Consider the following 19,932-nt stretch of genomic DNA (forward strand, 5'->3'; position numbering starts at 1 on the left):
GGCCCAGTCGCATTGTTAAGGATACCAAAAATCCGGATTTTTTAAAATGAATGGCTTGTAAAAGATTCATTGTAAAACCAGTAACTAGAGAATATATAACTACTGGTAGTATTTGGTCGCCAAGCTGTTCTATGGGCTCCCTTAAGGAGGTGAGGACTGCAGCTGTCCAGAAAAACCCTGCTAGATGCCTTCCTTTTTTATAATAGGCACCCAATAACATGATAAGGGTCAACGGAATTAACCGGTAAAACACTTCTATTTCAAAGGCACTGGATACATATAGAAAAATAGAATAGGGGAATGGCTGTAAAATTGGAGGTAACTCCTGATAGGGTTCGGGATGTAGAATAAAACTTGAATATAAGGAGATCTAACAATCCAAAGAATAATCCAACACAAAAAGGTATTATAAATCGATTTCGTAAGGGGACATTCCTTTGCCAAAAATTGGGCAGGTTGGCCTTATCTTGAAGAAAGATAAATGGGATTCCGATACATAAGATTAAAATGTTCGTTATATCCCATATCCGAATATTGATATGTGTATTGGTGATTCTGTTACCATAGAGGATTCCTATCCCCGCCAATAATAACAGCCATATTACAGCAAGCACCCTCTTCCAGTTTATCCCTATAAACAGTTATACTATATATTCCCGAACCCGTTTATTGATCAATCTACTACCTTCTTGTTAGCTTCAAAATTGATTTTAGAATACAGCACAACAAAAAATAGGGAACAATCATTAGGTTTTGGTAGCTGGCTAAATTAAAATGTTCTATGAAAATTAGGCTATTGGTTGGGATAGGGTTGGTAAGGATATTTGGCGATAAAATAGGCGTAGGATTGGGAGATGAATTTTTGTAAATATATTTGTTAGCCAGAATCTATTTTGACCATTTTATTCTTACGGCAGTTATTTTGTCTAACTCAAGTCTGTTTTCTTCTAATTTCTTAAATCCATTTTTTAAGTAAAACCTCAAAGGAGATTTATAAATTTCTCCGTTTTTCTTCCTGTCATTACTGTGGTCAATTACCCAACCATTTAATTCAGTTTCTTTCTCTTTTGCCAGATTAAGAACCTTGGTTCCAAACCCTCTACCGTGAAGTTTTGAATCTATAATTAGCGTAAACCATTTGTCATTGTCTCGCTTAAAGGCAAAATACCAACCTGTGATTTCTTGACTTTCATCAATCATTAAAATATGAGATTGTTCTGTTTTATTAATGAGATAATGATCAAATTCCGCAAGAGTTTGATAATTCAATTTTTCAGGATATTCCCTATTCCAAAGATTTAGAATTTCTATTTTGTCAGTTTTTGATAGCTGTGTCAACTTGATAAATTCCACTTTTATGTTTTGACTGGTTAAACTAGATACAATGCTTTCGGACTACAATCTAGAACACTTTAGAAACGTGTACAAATCCCACGGGACTAGGTTAGCTAGGGGCTCACGGAATGCCTTCTGTGCCTATTTTTATGTTGTGGTTGTCTTATTTAATTAGTTTATGGAACTGTTCTATTTTACGCTGATTTCCTTGAATATAAATAATGTCCCCTTGTTTTATTATTTCGTCTGGTTGTATACTTTCCAACATTTCATTTTTTCTTTTAATGGCCAATATATTTATTCCGTATTTAACTCTTAAGTTCAATTCCATTAATGGTTTTCCTAAAAATTTATTACTGTCTGCACTTATGCGTAAACATGTAATGTTGAAATCTGCCACTTCGCTGGGCCTGTAGGTTATCGGGCGTTTTAATTCCCCTTTAAATAATTGGTAATTGTCTGCCCTAATCTTTTCAATTAGTTGGTCAATATCGTCTTCAGGTACAAGAAAATTTTGAAGTACATGGGTAAATATTTGTACTGAAGTTTCAAACTCTTCAGGAATTACTTCATCGGCGCCTAAAGCAATTAATTCAGAGGTTTCCTTAACGTACCTAGTGCGTACCACCAAATAGATCGAATTAGAATGGGAACGAATATTTTTAATGATGCTTCGGGTGGCAAAGTTGTCTGAAATAGCAATTACAGCCGCTCTGGCATTAGAAAGCCCTACAGTTTCTAGAATATGGTCTTGTGTAGCGTCACCGAAAATAATAGGTATGCCTTTTGCTTTTTCACGTTTAACTGTATTGGCGTTCATCTCAATAACAACATACGAAATATTACTCGCACCTGCTGCCTTAGCCAAATTACTACCATTTACCCCATAACCGATTATGACTAAATGATTTTGGAGTGTGTGATCTACAATTTCTGCCTTATCTTTTTCTGAAACTAAAGTTCTACCTAATCCTAGTTTTTTTGAGACACCAATAATCCATTTGGCAATATGCTCTGAAAAAATGATTACAAAGGGCGTAAGGATCATTGATACAATAGATACAGATAAGAAATATTGGTTAGTTTCAGCGCTTAATAGATTATATTCTATGCCCACTTTTGAAAGAATAAAAGCAAATTCCCCAACTTGAAAAAGGGACAAACCTGTCAATAATACGGTTCTAGTGGGATACTTAAGAATAGCCACCGCTGCAGCTGTTATAGATGATTTTACAATTAATACTACCAAAAGTAAAAGTAGGATGACAGGAATATTATTTAAGAAAAAGTTTAAATCGAGCAACATTCCTACGGAAACAAAAAAGAAACTTGTAAAAAGCTCTCGAAAAGGAAGAATAATACTCGTGGCTTGATGGCTGTATTCTGATTCAGAAATAATTAGACCTGCAATAAAAGCTCCTAATGCCAGTGACAACCCTGCTACTGAGGTGAAAAAGGCAATAGCAAAGCATAGGGTAATGGTAACTAACAGGAAAAGTTCTTTACTATTGGTTTTTGCAACGGCATGCATTAATCTTGGAACAACATAGCGTGCGCTAATATATGTGAGGACAAGAACAATCCCTGATTTCAACAATAGTGAAAGAATACTCATTCCAATATTAGTTGATTCTCCTGCTATCATTGGAGTAATAAGCATCATGGGTACTACAATGATGTCCTGAAAAATTAAAATCGCCAATGCATTTCTTGCATGGGGAGTAGAAATCTGTTGTCTGTCTTGTAGCGTTTTTAAAACTATTGCTGTACTAGATAAGGAGAAAAGAAACCCCACAAATACTGATTCATTCCACGGATATCCTAAGAGGTGATATACAAGCGCTGCTACAGCGACGGTTATACCTACTTGAAAAAAACCACCGATAAAAAAGGTTTTTTTAATTGAGACTAATTGTTTTATGGATAATTCCATACCAATCACAAAGAGCAATAGAATTACTCCAATTTCAGAGAGAATTTCCACTTGCTCTAGAGCATTAATTAGGCTTAATCCATAGGGTCCAATAATTACCCCTGTCAGTAGAAATCCAATTATAGAAGGAAGTTTCAGCTTTTGAAGCACAAAAACAATAACGACCGAAAAACCTAAAAGGATGAGTATGTCCTGTAGTAATGGTAAATGCATTAGCTATTTATGACTTTTGTTTACTAATTAAGTTCGAATCCCGTAATGTTTATTGGTTTTGTTGTAAAATGTTATGTTCTATACAGTCTATTTTATTCAATAATAATAGCAAGCCTATTACGAAAATAGTACACCCTAATGCGGTATAAACTAAATTGCTCCATAGAAAATAACCCAGACCCATAAAAACTGCTCCTAATACTGTCATTATACACCCAATTAAATTCGATTTAATAAAATTAAGCGCGTGAATTGAAAGTCCAAGAAATAACAATGAGGGACCAACATACACAATGGGAAAAGCAATGGCAGGAGTGTTGGACAATTGATTGTAAAAGGCTTTCCGACTAACAATATCATCTGCAAAACTCCATGAAATAAAATCGATTGTATTTAGTCCAATAAATGCTATTACTCCCAAGGATGTAAGTAAAGAACCAATCTTACCGATTTTATTTTTTGGGAATATTCTATTAAAATTAATGAGTAATACAGCTCCTATCAAATTCAGCCAATGAGCAAAATCGATAGGTTTTTGAGCATAGGCAAATTCATTTCCTTGAGTGAAAATCCAATAGCTTACAACAAAAAGGACAAGTCCGGTTATACAGGTCGTTTTTAATTTCAAGGGTCTTTTTTAAATGATTTATATCGTTTACTATATGGAAGTAGGGCAGTAGCAAGGTATAAACTTTCAAGTTTACAATGCGCTAAAACCTTGTATTTTGATATCGTTTTTTATTCTAAAGTCGATACATCACATTTCAAAATTGCGTAATATTCTATTTATTGGACATCATAACACGAAAAAGCCTGTAAACACAGCATTTTATGCTTAATTTGCTAGAGCCATTGTTGTGGTGTAAATTTTTTCATTCTTTAGAATTAGAATTAGAAATCAAATTATCTAATTCTAAATAGTTGCTTTTCATAAAGCTCAATGCAAAAGCTGCAGCAGAAGCGGTATAAACAGAAAAGTCAAGGGCTCCCTTAATTCCAGTTGAAAAAGTCATTGATAATGCGAAAATTAACAGTAAGAGTCCACTCAATTTAGCAATCAGTCTCGTTTTAAATCCAATAATCAAGAAAAGGGCAAAAATAATTTCGGCTGCGGTGGCTAAGATTCCAATTGTAGGAATTAGCTGGTGGGGAATCCATGGATTTATAAGTTGGGTGTAGCTCAAGAAATTATCCCAATTTCCCCAAGCAGAAACTTCCTTGGGCCACATTCCAATTCGGTCAGCAACTGCTGATAAAAACCCAATTGAAATAGCAAGTCTCAAGAATAATTTTACAATTTTCATATGCAGCTATTTATTGATTTTTAACGGTCATACTTCGGCTGCACCTACCTCCGGAAGGTAAACTCCAGTGCGTGGATCTAAACTAGGTTGTGAATTAAAAAACCATTTTATTTTCCCCCATGTTATACTAATGCGTGTTACAACCTTCACTTTATAACTTTAGAGCACCTCATGTTAGTAGAATGGATCAGACGCTAAGAATACTGTAGCTAGTTCCCTCTACGCCTCCCGTTTCTTCCCTGTAATCTCTTGTATTCTTATCTGATATACAATAGGGGTGCCCTTAGTATATGATTTGCTCGAAAATTCATTGATAAATTTGACCTCTTTATTTTCTTTTCGGTGGATGATATTTTTTACCCCTTCAAAAAAGTCATGCAATTTTTGCTTGGCAAAGCTACCTTCTAGCTCTTCAAAATCACCTTGAATTTGGACTGACTTCCAGTTTGCCAAGGATTGTACCTGCTCAGTAACCATTGAAACCGATGGGTTTTGTCGCATGGCTTCTATTTTATGCCCTTCCGAGGTATAGCCTATTATGCAATTCTCTGTTGGGTCAAAATAATAAGTTATTGGAATCACATAGGGCTTCCCTTGAAATACATAGGCTAAGTGACCGTTGTAGTTATTTCTAAGGATGCCGGTGCTTTCATTTATTGTTAAATCTGTCATTGTTTTTATTTTGATGGTTATGGATAGTTTTAATAGTCACTTTACCTGAGAGGACCAATAATGGCACCTCAGAATACATACTTATATCATCGATTACAGGTTCACGGATCAACCGCTGATAAAGACCGCTCCGATTGTGTACCATGGAGAACAGGTCTATTTTCAACTTATGATTAGGATCTAGACACATTTTCATTTCATCCTATATAGTAACTTCAAAGTTAGTGGGGAACAGTGACAATTGAAATGACTTTGGTCACCTTACAAAAGTTAAACAGCGTACTGATCCTTTTACATTTGTTATTGGATAACTTTTATATTAGCGCTTTTGATTCAACACCTTTGAAAGATAGGGGTAAGGGTGAGAATGATCTTATAATTTGATGTTGTGTGTGTTTGTGGTGGGACTCCATAATAGATTCTATCTAAACATTTTAAGGGTTTGTATGAAATGTTAATTTTTTTTTAATATTATGTTAAAATACCCTATATTGGGCATTTTAAATTTTTGAATTATAGCATAATTTGGGTTTCAACACTAGTATTGAAAGCCAATTTTAACGGTCGAAAAGAATGACACCGGTCTGTAGTTAGAATTTCCGGGGTAGTTAACTAAAATGAATACTAAAAAAAATAAGCGAGATAATTGGCAGTATAAGTTGCCGTTTTTTAACCAAACCAAATTTAAAAATCAGATATGAAAAGTATTGTATTAAGTTTAGTCCTCTTTGTTGCGTTCACCTATCAAGTAAATTCTCAATATTACGGTGGATTGGAAAATGATAATTTTAACGGGCTTCATGGGGTTATGATAAATCCTGCCAATATTGTTGATTCTCGGATCAAGACTGAAGTCAATATTTTTTCCGTACAAATGCTGCTTGGAACGGATTATATTCCTTTAACAATTGATAATGTCACCAATATGTTAAATGATGATACTTTTGAAGTATTTCCGAAAGATGATAATGAAATGCTCCTCAATTTAGATGTAATGGGACCTTCCTTTATGTTTAACCTTACCGAAAAGAGTAGTATTGGTGTTCTTACCAAGGTACGTGCCGCTAATAACTCAAGAAATATAAATGCCGATTTAATGGAGTCTTTAATCTCTAATTTTTCTGAGGATGACTTTAATTTTAACATGCAAAAATTAAACCAGACAACCCATGTATGGGGCGAAATTGGTCTGGCCTATGGAAGGATTATTTTGGATAAGGAAAATAATTTTTTAAAGGCAGGGATAACCCTAAAATACTTATTAGGAGGAGGTGTTTTACAGGCAACTTCTAATTCCCTTACTGGAGAATATGAATATAATCAAAATGATCCTTTACAATCTGTTGTAAACTTAAATGGAGACCTTTCTTATATGGTGAGCTACGAAAACGAGGATGATTATTTTAGTACCATTACTCCTGGTTTTGGGACTGATTTAGGGATGGTATATGAGTATAGACCAGAAAGTACAAGAACCATAACGGAAGGAAGTAATGGAAAAGGCCAGAATAAATATAAAATGAAAATTGGGTTATCTATTTTGGATATTGGTAGCATTACGTATAAAGAGAGAGAAGAAACCGACTATGTTATTAATGGTTCCGTGTCAGCTGAAGAATTAGAGAATGATACACAACAAGCCTTAGAAGATAACTTTCCAGGAACTACCACGGTAAAGGATCTGAAGGTGAGTTTACCTACTTCCTTACAATTGAACATAGATTATAGGGTAGCCAATCGTTTTTATGCCAGCCTTAGTTATAACCAATCGCTATTGGATCAGGATACGCCATACAATAATCATGGATTAAATATATTCAGTATATCTCCAAGATTTGAATCAAAATTCTTTAGCTTATATCTCCCGGTAGGTTTTAGTAAATTGGGAGGTACCGCTGTTGGTGCTGGACTAAGACTTGGCCCATTGTTTGTGGGGTCTGGGAGTATTATATCCAATCTTATTTCTGACAACGCCATGGCGGCCAATATTTATGCTGGCTTAAAAATCCCGTTGTACCAAAAGAGAAAATTATAAGTGGATTCGATAAGTATAAAGGGCTATTTAAAGCCCTTTATACTTATATGAATTATTTGGTGTAATTAAGTAGGAGCATCCTTTTAATTTCTAAGATATTAATGGCTAGAGGGTGAAATAACTTAAGGCATTAATATCATCCATTGGAAATATTAAAAAAATATTACTTGAATACAATGCTGAAAATGACCTTATTATTTACGACCGGTGAAATGTTCCATAGTTTTATATATTCCTAATACATTACCAGCAAACCAATCGAATAAGTTTAGAGACATTATTGCCTGCCCTAGGCGTGTAAATCTGTATATGTAACCTGGAATGGTTATCATTTTTTTATTGCTCTCAATCGCTTTTACAATGGTAAGAGCTACAACTTCTGGCTCTAGTATTGGAAGCTTGGACTTTACCCCATCAAACATTCCAGTATTTACGTAATAGGGCATTATTGTAGTAACACTTATGTCTTTCTTCAGTTGTTTCATTTCTAAACGCAAACTATCAGACCAACCAATAAGGGCCCATTTGCTCGCAGCATATACTGACATTTTGGGATTTGAAATTAAACCACCTGATGATGCTATATTACATATGTGTCCAGAATTTCGATTTAGCATATCCGCTAAAAATTCTAACGTGACAAGCATAGGTGCGTTAGCGTTGATATTCATTGTATTTGTAATATCTGTAACCGAATGTTCCTTAAAATATTTACCTATGACGATTCCGGCATTATTTATCAGGACGTCCACTCCACCTATATCCTGTTTTACTTTTTTACCAGTCTCTTGTATTTGCTGAACATTAGATACATCTACATTAAAACCAAAAAGATTTTCGTTGTTAGAAAACTCAGATAATGTTTCATCAATATTCTCTTGATTAAAATCCCAAATGATCACTTTAGCATGGCGTTCTAACATTAAGCGAACCATTATTTTACCAATGCCAGATGCACCACCTGTTATTAATACTATTTTCCCTTTTAAATACTTCATTTTATTGTTATAAGGTACTTTCTATAATTTAAAATAATCATTAAAAAATAGAAGCTGATATTTTATCGAATTTGTCCAGTAATTCCAATTGTGTTTTCCTGGACGTTCTGTATAGTCATGTGCTATATTTCTTTCAACTAGTTTTTCATGTAATCTTTTGTTAGCATCGTAAAAGAAATCACCAATTCCACAGTCAAATACGATTTTCAAACTATTTTCCGTTAATTTATATACCATATTAATTACCGTGTTTTCTTCCCAATTTTCTTTATGGTCAGCATATTCTCCCAATCGTTTTTTTAGATCCCAGTTATTAGGGAAAGGACGAATATCTAAACCTCCGCTCATACTACCAGCTGCTCCCCAAATATCTTGATGTTTAAAAGCTAGATAAAATGCACCATGTCCACCCATACTTAAACCTGTAATAGCTCTCCCAGACTTTGTGGCTGTAGTATTATATTCTTTATCTATAGTGCTAATGAGTTCCTTTGAAATATAAGTTTCGTATTTCATTTTTTCATCAATTGGACTATCAAAATACCAACTAGTAAGACCTCCGTCAGGGCAAACAATTATAATGTTATAGGTATCAACATATTCTTTTAATTCTGGAACCTTTGATACCCAATCAGCATAATTTCCACCAGCACCATGAAGTAGATATACTACGGGGTAGCTTTCTTTTTGAGTGGAATAATTATCGGGTGTTATTACCATATTGGGAATAGATTTATTCATGGATTTACTCACAACCATAACTGTATCTACCTGAGAGGCGTTTACGATTATAGTATTAACAGTTAAAAAAAGGAATAGTAATTTTAGTTTCATATGTAGCTATTTAATGTTTTTTAACGGTCATAGTTCAACTGCGCCTACCTCCGGCAGGTAAACTCCAGTACGGGTATGTTACCCCACCGACGGCAGTCAAGTTCACATTTCTTCATTAGTATTTACAACCAATTTTCGGTCATGCTTAAAACGTATATGTTTAATATTATTTAGCGCCCTAATATAGGGCTAGTATTTTTCTTTTAAGGTATTGTACTGTTATTTATAGGCGAGAAATCATGCTGTTTATTAAAACTCCTTGTTAGTGATAATTTAGTAGTATGGCGCGTATCTGACTTTATACTAGCTGAGCGTTTTATTTTCTAGAAAGCCCCTGTAGTAAAAAAAAATATTTTGTTTTTACACCTTGTTTTGGATTCGCTTTTTAGCAATTAATACGGTGTGAATTTCTTCACTCTTATCAGGTTTTTCATAATTAATAGAAATTGTTTCTTCCATTTTAAAATCGTTACTTTCTAGGTCGTTCTTAATTCTGCTTAAATCGTGATAGTAAAAAAATAATCTGTCCCCGCTACTACCAGATTGAAAATTAGAGTTTCGATAATTGCCTTCTACAAAACTCAAATAAATAACTCCAGAATCTCCCATTAACTTGGAACTATCATTAATTAGTTTTGAACAATCAGCTCTAGATAAATACGGAATACAAAATCCAGCAATAATGGCATCGCATTTAATTTCTAGTTGGTCAATGGCTCTACAATCTAAAATTTTAAAGTCTGCAGTCGGATTATTTTTTTTAGCCAACTCTATCATATTTGGAGCAATATCTATGGCAGTAATTCTAAAATCTGATCGTTTGTTCAATAGATATTTTGTGATATTACCTGGTCCACATCCTATTTCTAAAATTCTAGGATGACCCTTTATGATCAAATTTGAAAATATTTCATAGGTGTCATTGTATAAATCTAAGTGCATAAACTTATCCTGATAAATAGAAGCTATTTTATTCCAAGTCTGAAAGGTTTCTTCGTATTTATCCATATTCTATATTAAATTACAACCTTTTCAGTTCTCAATATTTTCACAATACATATTCCGATAAGATCGTAGTGTATCCATTAAATTCAAAACCAATTACTACATTTACTTGTTTTTGAACCGTATCCGGTAGCAGCGCTAGCCATACTCTTACCAAAATCCATTTACCAATGTCATGAGGATAATGGTTGTAAGAGGCAATAGTATTTTGAGTGTTTGTTTTGTCTCTTCGTCATACCATTTCAGGTTTGCCTTAGTTTATTTTCTAATTCTACTCCAATAATTTCTGAAAAAGCCAGTCATCTCTTTGTTCCCGTTGCTCAGGGAAGGTCCAGTGCTGGGTTTCCTGATATACATGTAACTCTTTTTGCGCATTAATGACGTTGTAGGCTGCGTGCATGGAAGTGGGTGGACACACGTTATCGTTATATCCCCAACTGTACCATCCCGGAACCTTTACAAATCGGGCAAAATTAACCACATCGAAATATTTTGAGGTTTCCACCTTTTCTGGTTTGTTGGTGAATGAATCGCGAAACAATTGAGGCCATCCTCCAGCGCGATTGTGCAAATAACCGGTTAAATCGGACAATGCTGGGTAAAAAGCTGCCAAGTAATCTATGCGATCATCTAGTCCCGCAGTGATAATGGAAAGTGCTCCGCCCTGGCTGCCACCAGTTACGGCAATGTCTTCCCCATTAAAATAATCTAACGATTCAATAAAGTCAACCGCACGCACACAACCAAGATAAACACGCTTGTAGTAATAGTGGTCCTTATCGTCCAAGTTGGCCTGCCAGTAGCCATCCAGCGCACCCTTCCCTAAATTGTCGTAAACATTCCGATCTAGGTTCAACGGTATTCCGTGAATCCCTATTTGGAAAACGATAATTCCTTTTTCGGCCCTCCAGGTGTCGCCGTATTGTGGATAGACGCCGGCCCCTGGAACATACAAAATGGCCGGGTATTTCCCTTCGGCTTTGGGTCTGCTTAAAATGCCATAAATTTTCCCCTTAATATTGTCGATACTCACGTGATAGACATCCACTTTGTCTGTGCAACGTTCGGGGATCAGGGTTAAAACCGGATTTACTGGCACTTGCCCGAGTTGGGCTTTGGCTTCTTTCCAGAACTGTTCAAAATCTGACGGTAGCGTAGTGGTAGGCTCAATTTTATCCGGCGAAAAACCTGCTGTGGCATAGGAGGAGTACGTTTTTCCGTCGACCTCCACCGAAGCGTGGCACCGTAAAAAACCGGCATCTTTGAACGGTTTAGCCTTTAGCGTAGCTACGCCTTTTTTTAGTGTCAATTTTCCTTCTTCCCAGTTGTCCATTTTTTCGGGATTGATGCGGTAACTCACTTCAATATCTTCTAACTGCACGTTGTTTTTCATCACGGTAATTTTAAATTCCGCACGGTCGCCTTTGTCGTAGGTCCAGTCAGTCTTATTGGGCGTAACAATGACCTGTACCAATTGCTTGGTAGATTGGCCGAAGCTTTGAAAGCATATTCCTGCAATGAAAAGGGTAAGCAAAATAAATCTGGTCTTCATAATTTTTAATTGTATTATGGAATAATTCAATGAATAGTTTGGCAGTTAGGGTCGGTAAATTTATGGTTGTTTTTTTTTATGAATTAAATACAGCTAGCTCTTTCTAATTATCCCCATCCCATATTGTTGCAGCAATATGGTGTAAATCATCCTTGGTAGACCAATAATATAGCGCGACCATCTTACCATCTTTACGTTTCAGTAATTGAGGATACCCAAGATCAATAGTCTCCATATCAACAGAGCCATACCCATCCCTCAGAATCTTCGGTTTGCTCCACGATTGCCCCTCATTATCGCTATAAACAACCATCATAGTTCCCGGCTCTTCTCTGTTACCAAAAATTGCAACCAGTCGCCCATTGTCAGTTATATTGAGCGCTGGAGGATTCCCATTACCTGCTCCCGCATCTCCAACTTCTGAAATGAATGTCCATGTGACACCCCCATCTTCTGAAGCATAAGCATCTACCCAATTATGTTTTTCATATCTTCTTCGCATTGCGGAGATCAACTTGCCATTATCAAGTCTGATAGTTTGGGACATCACTGCTCGGGATTGATCTGGATGGGGATTTTTGGCATCATCCTCCTCCAGTTTAATTTTCAAGGAAAGATCAACCTTCTTTTCGTCATAAGGAGGCACAACCCATCCCACGAACTTAAATGATTTTCCTCCGTCAACTGTACGCATACAGAAAAGTCGGTCTGTTCCGAAATTGCCTTCCTCGCGTACAGACATAAATACAAGGCACTCATCCTTTCCTTCCACCACATAATCTGTCCTTGGAGTCAATTCAAGATCCCCAGGAAAAGCTGAGTTCTTCAATTCGGTCCATTCCCGGATATTATCAATCCCAAGTCGGTAGGGTCCATTCCATGATTCACCTGCATCATAAGTAAAGAAGAAGTGGCCTCTCTCATCATAGGCACCATGGTAGGAAGTTCCTACAACACGCATAGCAAACTGTGGATGGGAAAAATCTATAGGGTTTACCAATGTTTGCAGTTCCGGTTTTTTATCAAAGTCTCCGACATAATCTTTTGGATCATACCCTTTCCAGGTTTTTCCCATATCAGAACTCCTAGCGAGCCAGCTTTCCTGATTTCCTCCAATGTTGTGATTTCCAACGATAAGTTTATAATCTCCACGAGTAAATCCAACGAGCATGTTTTCTCCGTCTGCGGACCATGCTCCATTATTTGCTGGCCAACCAAGGAATTTACCTTCTTCGTGGTAAACAACAATATGTTCCGCATTGTCAACCCTTTGATAGTTTAATTCATTAGTACTACTTGCTTGGGCCTTTGCATTTTGAAATTGGAGGACAAACAGGATCATAAAACATTTCACCACTGCTATTTTAGGCAGTTGATTTAGATTGGTCATCATTTGTTTGTTCACAGGTATAACTCTTAGTGGGTTTCTCATCATTCTTTGTTTTTTCTCTATGCAGTTAATAATTAAGGATTTTAAATGCCCTATCGGATACAAGTGTTTTCATTATAAAAGCCAAATGCTAAAGATTTTACGGACATTATAAATATACATTTACTTTGGATAAAATACCAAAACCCAATTATATTGTGTGTCGCTTTGTGCGATTTGTCAATTTGTATGGGTAGGGAAATTTATTTCTGGCTATCATAAATTTCGTGAAACAGAAACCTGATTATAACACCTATTATGTTATGAGCAGTCCAATACCAGAGACAATTACGTTGGAAGGTAAAAAAAAATAGACATTGACAAGCATCCTATCAACCCACAAAAAGGGATAAACCTGCTATAAATCTGTTCTTTTTAAGGTTGTATAAGGGCGGCAATATTTGTAATACAGTACTAAAGTAAAATGAAGCAACCCTAACAAAAAATTAAAAGCGGCCTAGAACGGTGAGGAAAAGGTTATTGTGCTGTAATAACTATTCCCAAATGTGACAAATGAAAGAGTAGTTAAAATTTTCTATTCTAAATTAAAGATTGACTTAATAATATGGTGCCGACACAGATTAATCCTATATAAATATATTTTAAAAAAGCTCCGTCATTTAATTGATGATTAAGATATCTGCCAAGGAAAATGGCAGGGAGTATAACAGGTATTGTAATTAAAAAATAATATGTTACGGTCGGATTCCACAGGCCTTTGTACCAATAGCCAATCATTCCAAGAATACTTGCTGGTAGAAAATATGCTTGTAAAGTGGCTCTAAATGTTTTAGCCGTCCAGTTGCGAAGGTTCCCGTAAATAACAAGCGGCGGTCCATTTAAACCATATGCACCACCAAATATTCCTGATAAAAAGCCGCATAAAAAAAGCCACGTTTTATCATCAGTTTCTAATTTTAAATTATTTTTTTAAAATAAGGAATAGACGGCATATAAAATGATTAATAATCCTAATATTATTTTCGCTATATCATTATTTCCATAAACAAGCAGTAATAATCCAATCGGAATTCCTAAAATCGCAAAAATAATCAACCATTTTGCACTTTTAAAATGTATTTGTTTTCGGTCTTGTACGACAACAATCGTTGCAACCAAAATAGATATTAATACAGAAAGTGGAACTGCGATTTCAATGGGTATTAAAAGAATAAGTAACGGAACTGCAATTAAAGATTCGCCAAATCCAAATGTAGATCGAACTAATGTAGCAATGAAAACAATTGTTAAAATGTAAAATGTTATTAAATCCATATTTCTTTTGAACGTTCAATTCTTCTATTGGGATAGCTATTGAAGTATTGACAACCAAACAAAATACTGAAAAGGGTTGCCATTAATTCAACACCCAAAATTAACATTATGGAGTAATTAATAACACATATTCCATGTAAAGAACTAGTCTAGGGGTTATCATAGGTTATAGAATTTTTAGAAGGCTTATTATATTTTAAATCTGTCAAATGATTTTCCATTATATTTATAGACTCATCATTAGTAAGAATACCAAGTACCAAGCTAGCGAACAATCCTTTAGAGAAATAAAACAACCACTTGAATAAATAACCTTGAAAATGAAGAAATTTTATAATTGGCAGCTTTTATGTTTTGTCATACTCGCGTCTCGCGTCTCTTGCCTCTTGCCATACAACTAATAACGGAGAGAATCTGTCTCTTGACAACGGTAAATTAAAATTGAGCTTTAGCAAGGAAAATGGTTCACTTGTTGTTTTCCAAGATTTAATAGAGAACTATGAATTTTTGGATGAAAAGAAGACATTGGAATTGCCATGGGAAATTAATTTTAATCATTCCCAAGATTCTTTATATGCACCACAGGATTTTGAATATTCAAAACCAGATCCATTGACCCTTGTTTTAAAATGGGGAAACTTTAAGGGAGAACTGAATAAAGAACTTACAGTGACGGCTGAAATTAACCTAGATAAAGAAAAGGCTTTATCCTATTGGAAAATATCACTTGATGGTACGCAGGGTAAAGAAATTAATAGTGTTGTGTTTCCTAAAATTAGTGGGTTTAAGGATTTAGGTCTGGAGAAATTAGCTATACCCAGCATAATGGGAGAGTTAATAACGGCCCCAAGGGGAATTCTATCGGCTAAAAAATCGAAAAAAAAGAGTATGGATTGGGTGTATCCAGATCATCTTTCATTACAGTGTTTGGCTTTGTATAATGCCGATAAAATTGGGTTATATCTTGCCTCAAATGACACCCTCACCTATAGGAAAGGCTATTCACTTCAACTTGATATAGCTAATAATTTAACCTACCAAATGTCCAATTACCCGTCTTTTGATGCAAATGCCAATTCATATTCTCCATCTTATGAAGCTGTAATAGGGTCGTTTAAGGGAGATTGGATTACCGCTGCAGAACAGTATAGGGAATGGGGTTCCCAACAGGAATGGACCTCTAAAAGTAGGTTTAAGAATGGTCTACATCCAGATTGGTTGGAAGAAACCGCATTATGGGTTTGGAATAGGGGTAGATCGGATAATGTATTGGTGCCAGCTGCAGCATTAAAAAAACGATTGGGACTGCCTGTTAATGTATTTTGGCACTGGTGGCATGGTGCCTCATATGATGAAGGTTTTCCAGAATATTTTCCACCGAGGGAAGGGGGAGCGTCCTTTATCAATGCGATGAAGTTGGCACAACAAAAGGGTGTTCATTCCATAGTGTACATGAATTCCTTTCAGTAGGGCGATTCTACTGAGAGCTGGGAAACCGAAAATGCTTCGGTGTATGCAGTTAAGGATATAAATGGGGATTTAAGGTCTCATGCATATAATATTTTCACAGGTAATTCCCTAACGAATATGTGTATGGGGACTCAATTCTGGAAAGACAAATACACCTCCTTATCCGAAAGCGCGGTTAATGTATATGGGACCAATGGGGTGTATATGGATCAAGCCTGCATGTCTAGAGTGTGTTATGATAAAGCACATGGGCATGCAATAGGTGGCGGTAATTATTGGTTTAAGAATTTCGGAATACTTACCGATCAAAACCGCTCTAAGATTTCTATTGCAAAGGAACCAATTTTAGCAGGTGAACATTGTAACGAAAGTTGGATGCCCTACCTCGATCTTTTCCTGACCCTTCAAGTAAGTAGAGAAAGATATTCTGGAGTTGGGCAATGGGAGGTTATTCCGTTCTTTCAGGCAGTTTATCATGAATATGCCATAACCTACGGTAATTATTCCTCGTTGGTAACGCCTCCATATGATGAGCTATGGCCTAAAGAATTTGCACCGGAAAATCAGGAACAACCTTTGGACCCCATATTTAACAAGCAATTCTTAATGGAACAGGCCAGGTCTTTTGTCTGGGGCATGCAGCCAACAATTTCTAACTTTTGGATACCCAAAGAAAAGAAGAAATTGATTATTTAATGAGTATTGCGAAAATCAGGTATCAGGGATTAAAATACTTGCTACACGGAAAATTTTTAAGAGCCCCATCTATGCAAATTCCAGAAGAAGAATTGGATATATCCAAACTTTCCATATACGCAGGCAGAAAGGGCCAAAATGTTACTGCGTATAAAAAGAAATATCCCTTGGCCTATTCTGGAGCTTGGAAAGCCGATGATGGTAACGTTGGAATTCCCTTGACCAGTATAAGTGAAAAACATATGTTGATTAACTTTAAAATAGACACAAACGATTACAACATTTCTTCAAATGGGGAGGTCTATTTAATAAATAATGAAGGTAGAAAATTGCTGACAACCTATAAGGACAATGAGATTATTGTAGAACATCAATTAAAACCAAGAGAAGTGTGCCTTATTGAAATTATTCCAACATCCTAAGGCCAATTTGATACTAGAAAAGTAAAGTTAAATAGAGGTGTCGGTTTGATTACGCTAGTTGAAGGTTATCTAGCCTCGGGTAAATCCATACTGTATAGAACAAAAACGAAGTGAAAAAAGCAATTTGGGATTGGAAGATATAATGAACGACCATGGCATATTATGGGAAGGTTACATTGGTTAAGCTAAAACCAACATTTTTTTCATAGAACAGTTAGTTGTAAGCACGGTTATTGTTAAAGATCTTTTGCAAAACATAGACTATCAGGAATATCCTTGAGAATACCATACTTTGGAATTGACCAGTAACCATTTCTTTGATAAAGTTTACTAGCTTCAGGTTGTTTAGAACCTGTAAAGAGAAGGCATTTTGTGCTTCCCAATTCTTTGGACCAAGCTTCTAATTCGGATAGTATTTTTTCTGCAATTCTTTGACCTCTAACTACGGGAGAAACATACATCCGTTTAATTTCCATGGTGCTGGAATCATATTCGGAGATAGTTCCACACCCAATTGCTTTCCCCTTTTTAAAAGCTAAAACAACATAATTTATACTGCTAACGGTATTAAACTTAGCTAGAGGATGAGTTTCTCCATCCCTTTGTGCAAGGTCTAAATTGAGTAATTCCACTAGTTTTTTAAAATCCCGATTTTGAGAGTTGGTTCTTATTACCGCTATCATATTGTTAAATGTACCCTACCGTTTTTGTGAAAAGGTAGTTGCGTTTTTGCTTAGGCTGATTTTACTGTGAAAAAACCTCACAAGCAAACCCGCAACTACCATTGTTTAAATACTAAACAGCAATTAATTTCAAACAGTGCTGCCACTGGATTGTCGGTTTAATTACCTCTTAATACTTCAATAAATTATCTCATATGGGTTATTCTGGCAAACCATAAGTATCTACAACAAAGTCGATATCTTTATCGCCCCTACCACTTAAATTGACCAATATAGATTTCTGAGGCTGCTCTTTAGCTAGCTTTAAAGCATAGGCTACTGCATGTGAGCTTTCGAGTGCAGGAATAATACCTTCTAACCTGCTTAGTTCGTAGAAAGCATCAATAGCCTCTTTATCGTTAATAACATCGTAATTAACTGAGTTCATATCCTTAAGCATACAGTGTTCGGGTCCAACAGCCGGATAATCGAGACCGCTGGCTACAGAATAAACGGGTGCCGGTTCTCCTTTTTCATCTTTTAACATATAGGATTTAAAACCATGCATTACACCTGGAGTCCCTAATGTCATGGAAGCAGCATGTTCGCCAAATTCCAAAGAGTGACCCCCAGGTTCAACACCATGTAGCTTGCATTCTTTATCACTAAGAAAAGCCGAAAATATTCCAATGGCATTACTTCCTCCGCCAACACAAGCAACAACATTATCGGGTAATTCACCGGTCATTTCCAAAAACTGTTCCCGTGCTTCAATTCCAACCACACGCTGAAAATCGCGAACCATCATAGGAAACGGATGAGGACCTACCACTGATCCAATGCAATAAATCGCATTTTCAGAGTCTTTGAGGTATGCTTCAAACGCGGAGTCAACAGCTTCTTTTAAGGTTTTTAGGCCGTGGGTTGCAGGAACAATCTTTGCTCCCAATATTTTCATGCGCACCACATTTGGGTGCTGTTTTTTAATATCAACTTCGCCCATATGAATTTCGCATTCCAAACCGAAATAAGCTGCGGCGGTGGCCAAAGCAACACCATGTTGGCCTGCGCCAGTTTCTGCGATAAGCTTCTTTTTGCCAAGGTGTTTGGCAAGCAAGGCTTCGCCCATACAGTGATTAAGTTTATGAGCACCTGTATGGTTTAAGTCTTCACGCTTTAAATAAATACGGCCTCCGTATTTTTCTGACAAACGAGAACAATAATAAACAGGAGTAGGGCGTCCTTGGTAATGTTTACGAATACTACGTAGTTCCTGTATAAAGTTGTGGGATTTACTTATGGTATGATAAGCATCCGCTATTTTTTTCATTTCAACTTCTAATGACGGTGGAACGAAAGCGCCACCATAGTCTTCAAAAAAACCCTCACTATTTGGGTATTTTTTAAAATAATTACTCATAAAACATGTTTTTTAAATTAATACTATAAATATGAAAATAATTAATCACTATTTCACTCACTAAGTGAGATTTAAAAGCCCAACGCTTGCCTGCCCATTCTGTTCAGGCGGGCGTAGAAATGATATCGGTAGTTACCGCCCGATGCCTCATGGGTTTGCCCTGAGGAAATTAATTGCTAAAAAGTTTTTTGGCAAAGCATTTAAAATCCCTCTTTATCGTGTGCTAACCTTTACTCTAAGTGATGCTATATTCATTCCGTTTTTAAAATTATAATCAGTTAACTTTTTTTGTACTCCAAACTTTTATCCATGTACATAAGGGTTTTGTAAATGGCTCATAGCGTGTAAAGGGACCTTTTCCTTTCAGTTTAGCACGAGTCGATATTTTTATTTTTCTTATTACCGACTTTTTCAATTCACCAAATTGTAAAACTTGACGGATTAGCAATTATGCGCTACTTTCTATTAAATAACGCTTTAGTGTCTTGCGTTTCCTTATTCCTCCTTGTATTGCTCAATTTTCAATAAATCATTATCGAAGAAAAATACACCCACAATATAAAGAAAATTTGGAAGGGGACACGAAACCATAAATATACTAATCCATTACCTTCGAAAGTGACACTTTGGTAATCTATTTGTTCCATGAATGCTTTTATGTTCGCTAGTAAAATGAG

Annotated in this window: 15 protein-coding genes and 2 pseudogenes; 3 read left to right on the top strand and 14 right to left on the bottom strand. The window is 35.9% G+C overall.

The window, feature by feature from the left end; all coding sequences use genetic code 11:
* Window positions 1–888: 888 nt before the first annotated feature.
* The 6 genes from KCTC52924_RS14945 to KCTC52924_RS14970 all read right to left on the bottom strand — a co-directional run bounded on the left by KCTC52924_RS14945 (window position 889) and on the right by KCTC52924_RS14970 (window position 5,653).
* Window positions 889–1,353: a GNAT family N-acetyltransferase gene (locus KCTC52924_RS14945; RefSeq protein WP_251805566.1), complete on the bottom strand. Its 465-nt coding sequence runs from the start codon at window positions 1,351–1,353 to the stop codon at window positions 889–891.
* 145 nt (window positions 1,354–1,498) lie between these two features.
* Window positions 1,499–3,481 (bottom strand): monovalent cation:proton antiporter family protein, encoded by a 1,983-nt coding sequence (locus KCTC52924_RS14950; protein WP_251805567.1) that lies wholly within the window; start codon window positions 3,479–3,481, stop codon window positions 1,499–1,501.
* A 49-nt stretch (window positions 3,482–3,530) separates the two neighbouring features.
* Window positions 3,531–4,109 (bottom strand): hypothetical protein, encoded by a 579-nt coding sequence (locus KCTC52924_RS14955; protein ID WP_251805568.1) that lies wholly within the window; start codon window positions 4,107–4,109, stop codon window positions 3,531–3,533.
* A 244-nt stretch (window positions 4,110–4,353) separates the two neighbouring features.
* The gene (locus KCTC52924_RS14960) at window positions 4,354–4,785 is read right to left on the bottom strand and encodes a DoxX family protein (RefSeq protein WP_251805569.1); all 432 of its coding nucleotides are present in this window, start codon (window positions 4,783–4,785) and stop codon (window positions 4,354–4,356) included.
* Window positions 4,786–5,004: 219 nt separating this feature from the next.
* Window positions 5,005–5,457, bottom strand: coding sequence for a pyridoxamine 5'-phosphate oxidase family protein (locus KCTC52924_RS14965; protein ID WP_251805570.1), 453 nt, complete (start codon window positions 5,455–5,457; stop codon window positions 5,005–5,007).
* On the bottom strand, window positions 5,435–5,653 hold the full coding sequence (locus tag KCTC52924_RS14970; RefSeq protein ID WP_251805571.1) for a hypothetical protein: 219 nt from the start codon (window positions 5,651–5,653) through the stop codon (window positions 5,435–5,437). The genes KCTC52924_RS14965 and KCTC52924_RS14970 overlap by 23 nt, the downstream gene beginning before the upstream one ends.
* Before the next feature lie 501 nt (window positions 5,654–6,154).
* Between KCTC52924_RS14970 and KCTC52924_RS14975 the strand changes: the two genes are divergently transcribed.
* Window positions 6,155–7,492 (top strand): DUF5723 family protein, encoded by a 1,338-nt coding sequence (locus KCTC52924_RS14975; protein WP_251805572.1) that lies wholly within the window; start codon window positions 6,155–6,157, stop codon window positions 7,490–7,492.
* Between the two features lie 194 nt (window positions 7,493–7,686).
* On the opposite strand, the gene KCTC52924_RS14980 is transcribed toward KCTC52924_RS14975, so the two are convergent.
* The 6 genes and pseudogenes from KCTC52924_RS14980 to KCTC52924_RS15005 form a co-directional block, all read right to left on the bottom strand.
* The gene (locus KCTC52924_RS14980) at window positions 7,687–8,490 is read right to left on the bottom strand and encodes an SDR family oxidoreductase (RefSeq protein ID WP_251805573.1); all 804 of its coding nucleotides are present in this window, start codon (window positions 8,488–8,490) and stop codon (window positions 7,687–7,689) included.
* Window positions 8,491–8,511: 21 nt separating this feature from the next.
* The gene (locus tag KCTC52924_RS14985) at window positions 8,512–9,324 is read right to left on the bottom strand and encodes an alpha/beta hydrolase family protein (RefSeq protein WP_251805574.1); all 813 of its coding nucleotides are present in this window, start codon (window positions 9,322–9,324) and stop codon (window positions 8,512–8,514) included.
* A 360-nt stretch (window positions 9,325–9,684) separates the two neighbouring features.
* Entirely contained in the window at window positions 9,685–10,332 is a 648-nt protein-coding gene (locus KCTC52924_RS14990) for a class I SAM-dependent methyltransferase (protein WP_251805575.1), read from the bottom strand.
* A 268-nt stretch (window positions 10,333–10,600) separates the two neighbouring features.
* On the bottom strand, window positions 10,601–11,881 hold the full coding sequence (locus KCTC52924_RS14995) for an acetylxylan esterase (RefSeq protein ID WP_251805576.1): 1,281 nt from the start codon (window positions 11,879–11,881) through the stop codon (window positions 10,601–10,603).
* 103 nt (window positions 11,882–11,984) lie between these two features.
* Window positions 11,985–13,316, bottom strand: coding sequence for a sialidase family protein (locus KCTC52924_RS15000; RefSeq protein ID WP_251805577.1), 1,332 nt, complete (start codon window positions 13,314–13,316; stop codon window positions 11,985–11,987).
* Window positions 13,317–13,850: 534 nt separating this feature from the next.
* Window positions 13,851–14,585, bottom strand: a pseudogene (locus tag KCTC52924_RS15005) (sulfite exporter TauE/SafE family protein).
* Between the two features lie 888 nt (window positions 14,586–15,473).
* On the opposite strand from KCTC52924_RS15005, the pseudogene KCTC52924_RS15010 reads away from it, so the two are divergent.
* Together KCTC52924_RS15010 and KCTC52924_RS15015 are read left to right on the top strand one after the other, a co-directional pair.
* Window positions 15,474–16,751 (top strand): annotated as a pseudogene (locus tag KCTC52924_RS15010) (DUF6259 domain-containing protein).
* Entirely contained in the window at window positions 16,751–17,173 is a 423-nt protein-coding gene (locus KCTC52924_RS15015) for a hypothetical protein (RefSeq protein WP_251805578.1), read from the top strand. Before KCTC52924_RS15010 ends, KCTC52924_RS15015 begins: the two are co-directional and overlap by 1 nt.
* A gap of 236 nt (window positions 17,174–17,409) precedes the next feature.
* Here KCTC52924_RS15015 and KCTC52924_RS15020 read toward each other — a convergent pair whose 3' ends face one another.
* Both KCTC52924_RS15020 and trpB read right to left on the bottom strand, forming a co-directional pair.
* Window positions 17,410–17,856 carry a GNAT family N-acetyltransferase gene (locus KCTC52924_RS15020; protein WP_251805579.1) on the bottom strand — a complete coding sequence of 149 codons (447 nt, stop codon included), beginning with the start codon at window positions 17,854–17,856 and terminating at the stop codon, window positions 17,410–17,412.
* 199 nt (window positions 17,857–18,055) lie between these two features.
* Window positions 18,056–19,255: a tryptophan synthase subunit beta gene (gene trpB, locus KCTC52924_RS15025; protein ID WP_251805580.1), complete on the bottom strand. Its 1,200-nt coding sequence runs from the start codon at window positions 19,253–19,255 to the stop codon at window positions 18,056–18,058.
* Window positions 19,256–19,932: the final 677 nt, after the last annotated feature.

Origin of the sequence: Arenibacter antarcticus (genome assembly GCF_041320605.1) — a bacterium.
Taxonomy (GTDB): domain Bacteria; phylum Bacteroidota; class Bacteroidia; order Flavobacteriales; family Flavobacteriaceae; genus Arenibacter; species Arenibacter antarcticus.

Coding starts and splice junctions, on each gene's coding strand:
- KCTC52924_RS14950 (WP_251805567.1), bottom strand. CDS start 3,481: ATGCATTTACCATTACTACAGGACATACTCATCCTTTTAGGTTTTTCG.
- KCTC52924_RS15015 (WP_251805578.1), top strand. CDS start 16,751: ATGAGTATTGCGAAAATCAGGTATCAGGGATTAAAATACTTGCTACAC.
- KCTC52924_RS15020 (WP_251805579.1), bottom strand. CDS start 17,856: ATGATAGCGGTAATAAGAACCAACTCTCAAAATCGGGATTTTAAAAAA.
- KCTC52924_RS14960 (WP_251805569.1), bottom strand. CDS start 4,785: ATGAAAATTGTAAAATTATTCTTGAGACTTGCTATTTCAATTGGGTTT.
- KCTC52924_RS14970 (WP_251805571.1), bottom strand. CDS start 5,653: ATGAAAATGTGTCTAGATCCTAATCATAAGTTGAAAATAGACCTGTTC.
- KCTC52924_RS14995 (WP_251805576.1), bottom strand. CDS start 11,881: ATGAAGACCAGATTTATTTTGCTTACCCTTTTCATTGCAGGAATATGC.
- KCTC52924_RS14965 (WP_251805570.1), bottom strand. CDS start 5,457: ATGACAGATTTAACAATAAATGAAAGCACCGGCATCCTTAGAAATAAC.
- trpB (WP_251805580.1), bottom strand. CDS start 19,255: ATGAGTAATTATTTTAAAAAATACCCAAATAGTGAGGGTTTTTTTGAA.
- KCTC52924_RS14990 (WP_251805575.1), bottom strand. CDS start 10,332: ATGGATAAATACGAAGAAACCTTTCAGACTTGGAATAAAATAGCTTCT.
- KCTC52924_RS14980 (WP_251805573.1), bottom strand. CDS start 8,490: ATGAAGTATTTAAAAGGGAAAATAGTATTAATAACAGGTGGTGCATCT.
- KCTC52924_RS14975 (WP_251805572.1), top strand. CDS start 6,155: ATGAAAAGTATTGTATTAAGTTTAGTCCTCTTTGTTGCGTTCACCTAT.
- KCTC52924_RS14985 (WP_251805574.1), bottom strand. CDS start 9,324: ATGAAACTAAAATTACTATTCCTTTTTTTAACTGTTAATACTATAATC.
- KCTC52924_RS15000 (WP_251805577.1), bottom strand. CDS start 13,316: ATGATGAGAAACCCACTAAGAGTTATACCTGTGAACAAACAAATGATG.